This window comes from Ruminococcus sp. CAG:330 (assembly GCF_000437175.1).
In the GTDB taxonomy this organism is placed as follows: domain Bacteria; phylum Bacillota; class Clostridia; order Oscillospirales; family Ruminococcaceae; genus Ruminococcus_C.
Genome location: NZ_FR898016.1, coordinates 1 through 4,284 on the forward strand (window position 1 = coordinate 1; position 4,284 = coordinate 4,284).

Genomic DNA, 4,284 nt, shown 5'->3' on the forward strand with positions numbered 1-4,284 from the left:
CCCGTGGGGAGTCACCCCTTTCAGGGGAGGCTAATTTTTTTCCTTTGCTGTACCAAATTTACGAACACGGCACAACCTGTCCCTACAATGTGCACGGATCAGCCTGACGATTCCAACGACTCCGGTTCTTTCTGTCCCTGCACGATACTTTCCGCTATCGCCCGCAAAAAACGGGAACCGCATTCCGCATGCAGTTCCCGCTGAATCTTTAGAGTTCTTATTCTTTTCCGTTTCCCTGTTCCGGCTCGTGCACCACATCCCGGATGACAAACCAGAACGTAGAGCCCTCGCCCAGCTTACTATTCACGCCGTAGTCATAGCCGTGCATTTTGAGGATGGTCTTGACGATGGTCAGACCCAGTCCCGTGCCTACGACCTCCCGCTTGTGATTCTCCGAGCGGTAGTACTTGTCGAAAATCAGTTTGATCTTGTCCTCCTCAATGCCGTCGCCGGTGTCCCGCACCTCGATGCGCACCCCGTTGGGCGTGTTGATCTGGGTGACAAACACCTGCTTGTCCTCCTTGGAGGTGTAGTTGATGGCGTTGTTGATGAGGTTGCCGATGACACGGTCGATCTTGCTCTCATCGCAGTGCACCAGACACGGCGGTGCCGGCGTAAAGTGGATGTGATATCCCATGTGCTCCGAAACGCCCTCGTAGCGGTGGGCGATCTCCGCCATGCACTGGGAGATATCGAAGGTGCTGTAGTTCAGCTTCTGTGTGCCGCTCTCCAGACGGGAGAGATCCAGCATGTCGTTCACCAGCAGGGAGAGCCGGTCGGTCTCCTCGATGATGATGTTGAGGTGCTGTTCCCGCTTCACCGGATTGTCGCCGGAGAGATCCCGGATCATCTCCGCATACGCTTTCATCATGGTGAGGGGCGTGCGCAGGTCGTGGGATACGTTGGCGATGAGGTCACGCTGCATCTCGTCGGTTTTGGAAAGCTCCTGCGCCGTGTAGTTCAGCGTCTCCGCAAGATCGTCTACCTCCGCATAGCCGCCGCCCTCGAACGGTGTCTGATAGTCGCCGTGCGCCAGACGTTTGGCGGAGGCGGTGATGTTGATGATGGGGGTGGCAATGTGATTTGCCGTGAAGAACGAGAGCAGGAAGCCGAAGAATACCAGCAGTATCGTGATAATCATGGTCTGCCGTTTCAGGATGGAAACGGTGGACTCCACCGGCACCAGCGGCGAATTCAGCAGCAGATAGCCGGCGACTGTCTTGTCCTGCCGGTAGATGGTGCAGCCGTAGACCAGCATCTCGCTCTGTAAGCTTTCGTTGAACACCCGCCGGCAGATGATGCCGCTCTGGCTGTTTTGCAGGTCGATGAGGTAGAAAAACGTGCCGCTGTTTACGCCGTGGAGCAGGCATTTGCCGTTGTACATGCAGTCGTAGTAGACTTCCTTGCCGTCCTTGTCCAGCAGCTCGATGCACATTTCGTTTTGCAGGGCAATCTCGTTCGCCTTGTCCTCGAAGCCGTCCTTCTCATAGTACTCCACGAGGTGCAGCGCCACCTTTGCCGTGTCCCGGATCTTCATGGATTCGTAGAACCACTCCAGAAAGATGATCTGGAACAGCCACATCAGCAGAAAGACAATGCACACAAACAGCATAAAGAACAGCCAGATTTTCGTGCTCAGCCGTAAATTGCGGTCACGCAGATGATGGAGATCATGCATCAGGTTCAAACTTATATCCCATTCCTCTCAAGGTAACGATAAAGTTGCGGTACGGTCCAAGGCTGCCACGCAGCATCTTGATATGCGTATCCACAGTGCGGTCGTCCCCGAAAAAGTCATATCCCCAGACTTCCTCCAGCAGCTTGTCTCTGGAGAGCGCCAGTCCCTTGTTCTTGACCAGATAGAACAGCAGATCGTATTCCTTTGGTGTCATGGAAGCACGCTTGCCGTCCACGTAAACCTCCCGTCCGGCGAGGTCGATCTCCAGTCCCTGAAATTTCAGGCGCTGTTCCGTTCCCTCCGGCGCAGCCTTTGCCGCCTGGCTGCGGGCGAGGACGGCACGCACCCGTGCCATCAGCTCTCTGGGCGAGAACGGCTTGACCACATAATCGTCAATGCCGGTCTCGAACCCGAACAGCTTGTCGTACTCCTCCCCCCGTGCAGAGAGCATGATGACCGGAATGTTCTTGTGCTTCCGGATCTCCTTGCAGGCGGAATAGCCGTCCAGACGGGGCATCATTACATCCATGATGATGATGTCATAGTCGTTTTCCCGGCACAGATTAACTGCTTCCATGCCGTCCCGTGCCTCCGTCACTTCGAATTCCTCGAATTCTGCGTATTCCCGAACGACGGCACGGATCTTCTCTTCGTCGTCCACGATCAACATTCTGCTCATAAAATGCTACACCTCCGGAACTGCCAGCCGCTGGCTTAGTTGCCGCGCTTTTTCAGGGCTGCGCTGATGAAGGAAGCGAACAGCTTCTGCGGCTTGTTGGGGCGGGATTTGAATTCCGGATGGAACTGTACGCCGATGAACCACGGGTGATCCGGCAGGGATACGATCTCCACCAGACGCTCGTCCGGCGACAGACCGGCGATCTGAAGTCCCTTTTCGGTGAGCTGTGTCCGGAAATTGTTGTTGAATTCGAACCGGTGGCGGTGGCGTTCATAGATGAGGTCTTCCTGATAGATGTCCCGCACCAGGGTGCCGGGAGTCAGCTTGCAGGGGTACAGACCCAGACGCATGGTGCCGCCCATGTCGGTGACGTTCTTCTGATCCTCCATGATGTGGATGACGCTGTGCTCGCCGTCGGGGTCGAACTCCGAGGAGTTGGCATCGGGGAATCCTGCCACATTCCGTGCGAATTCCACCACAGCCATCTGCATGCCCAGACAGATGCCGAACATGGGCACCTTGTTCAGACGGGCGTAGCGGATCGCCTCGATCATGCCCTCAATGCCACGGTCGCCGAAGCCGCCGGGCACGATGATGCCGTCGCATTCCTTCAGCATTTCCGGCGCAGTCTCCCGTGTGATCTTCTCGGAGTCGATCCACAGGATCTTGACCCGTGCGTCATTGACGATACCGCCGTGGTGCAGTGCCTCTGCCACAGACAGATAAGCGTCCTGCAATGCCACATATTTGCCCACCAGACCGATGGTAACATCCTTGTCGGCGTGCTTCTGGCGGTCTACCATGGCAGTCCAGTCGCTGAGGTCGGGTTTGCGGTTCTCCAGACCCAGATGGTGGCAGACGCTGTCGGTCAGACCCTCGTTCTCCAGCATCATGGGCACCTCGTACAGGGAGGGTGCTGTCATATTCTGGATGATGTCCTCTTCCCGCACGTTGCAGAACATGCTGATCTTCCGCTTCATGTCCTCCGGAATCTCCAGTTCGGTACGGCAGACAACCACGTGGGGCTGGATGCCGATGGAGAGCAGCTCCTTGACGGAGTGCTGGGTGGGCTTGGACTTCAGCTCATTGGAGCCGGCAATGTACGGCACCAGTGTCACGTGGATGTACATGGCGTTGCCTCTGCCCACTTCGGTGACGAACTGGCGGATTGCCTCCAGGAACGGTGTGCTCTCGATGTCGCCCACTGTGCCGCCGATCTCGGTGATGACCACATCGGCGTTGGACTCCTTGCCCACCCGATAGATGCGCTCCTTGATCTCGTTGGTGATGTGGGGGATGACCTGAACGGTGCCGCCCAGATAGTCGCCGCGGCGCTCCTTGTTCAGAACCGTCCAGTATACCTTACCGGTGGTGACGTTGTTGTTGATGGAAAGACTCTCATCAATGAATCTCTCATAGTGTCCCAGATCCAGGTCAGTCTCTGCGCCGTCGTCGGTGACAAAGACCTCACCGTGCTGGTAGGGGCTCATGGTGCCGGGATCCACGTTGATATAGGGATCAAACTTCTGGATGGTAACCTTGTAGCCACGAGCCTTGAGCAGGCGGCCCAGAGAAGCGGCGGTGATACCCTTACCCAGACCGGAGACAACGCCTCCGGTGACAAATACATACTTTGGCATATTGATAAATCCTCCCATTGGAGAGTCTGCGTCCGGCAGACTCTGACAGTACAAATTCCTATTCAATTTATTATACCGTATTCGACGGAAAAAAGCAAGCCTTATTTCTGTGAGATTGCAAATTTGTACGGGAGATGATGAAAGTACGAGTTGAGTTGGGGAAATGCATGCTGTATCATCCTCTGTAGAAACGGCACACTGTATTCATCAAAAAGCATCGTGCAGGGACAAAGAGAAACGGAGTCGTTGAACCCGTCAGGCTGATCCAACTGAGCACAGTTGGCGAG

3 protein-coding genes are annotated in these 4,284 nt (G+C 55.7%); all 3 read right to left on the reverse strand.

Annotation, left to right across the window (positions count from 1 at the left end; all coding sequences use genetic code 11):
* Nucleotides 1-217: 217 nt before the first annotated feature.
* From QZL66_RS02855 to QZL66_RS02865, 3 genes are read right to left on the reverse strand one after another with little or no spacing between them, the layout of a single operon-like run.
* On the reverse strand, nucleotides 218-1,678 hold the full coding sequence (locus QZL66_RS02855) for a sensor histidine kinase (protein WP_022410257.1): 1,461 nt from the start codon (nucleotides 1,676-1,678) through the stop codon (nucleotides 218-220).
* The gene (locus QZL66_RS02860) at nucleotides 1,671-2,357 is read right to left on the reverse strand and encodes a response regulator transcription factor (protein WP_022410258.1); all 687 of its coding nucleotides are present in this window, start codon (nucleotides 2,355-2,357) and stop codon (nucleotides 1,671-1,673) included. The genes QZL66_RS02855 and QZL66_RS02860 overlap by 8 nt, the downstream gene beginning before the upstream one ends.
* A 35-nt stretch (nucleotides 2,358-2,392) precedes the next feature.
* Nucleotides 2,393-3,997, reverse strand: a complete 1,605-nt coding sequence (locus tag QZL66_RS02865) for a CTP synthase (protein ID WP_022410259.1) — start codon at nucleotides 3,995-3,997, stop codon at nucleotides 2,393-2,395.
* Nucleotides 3,998-4,284 lie beyond the last annotated feature (287 nt).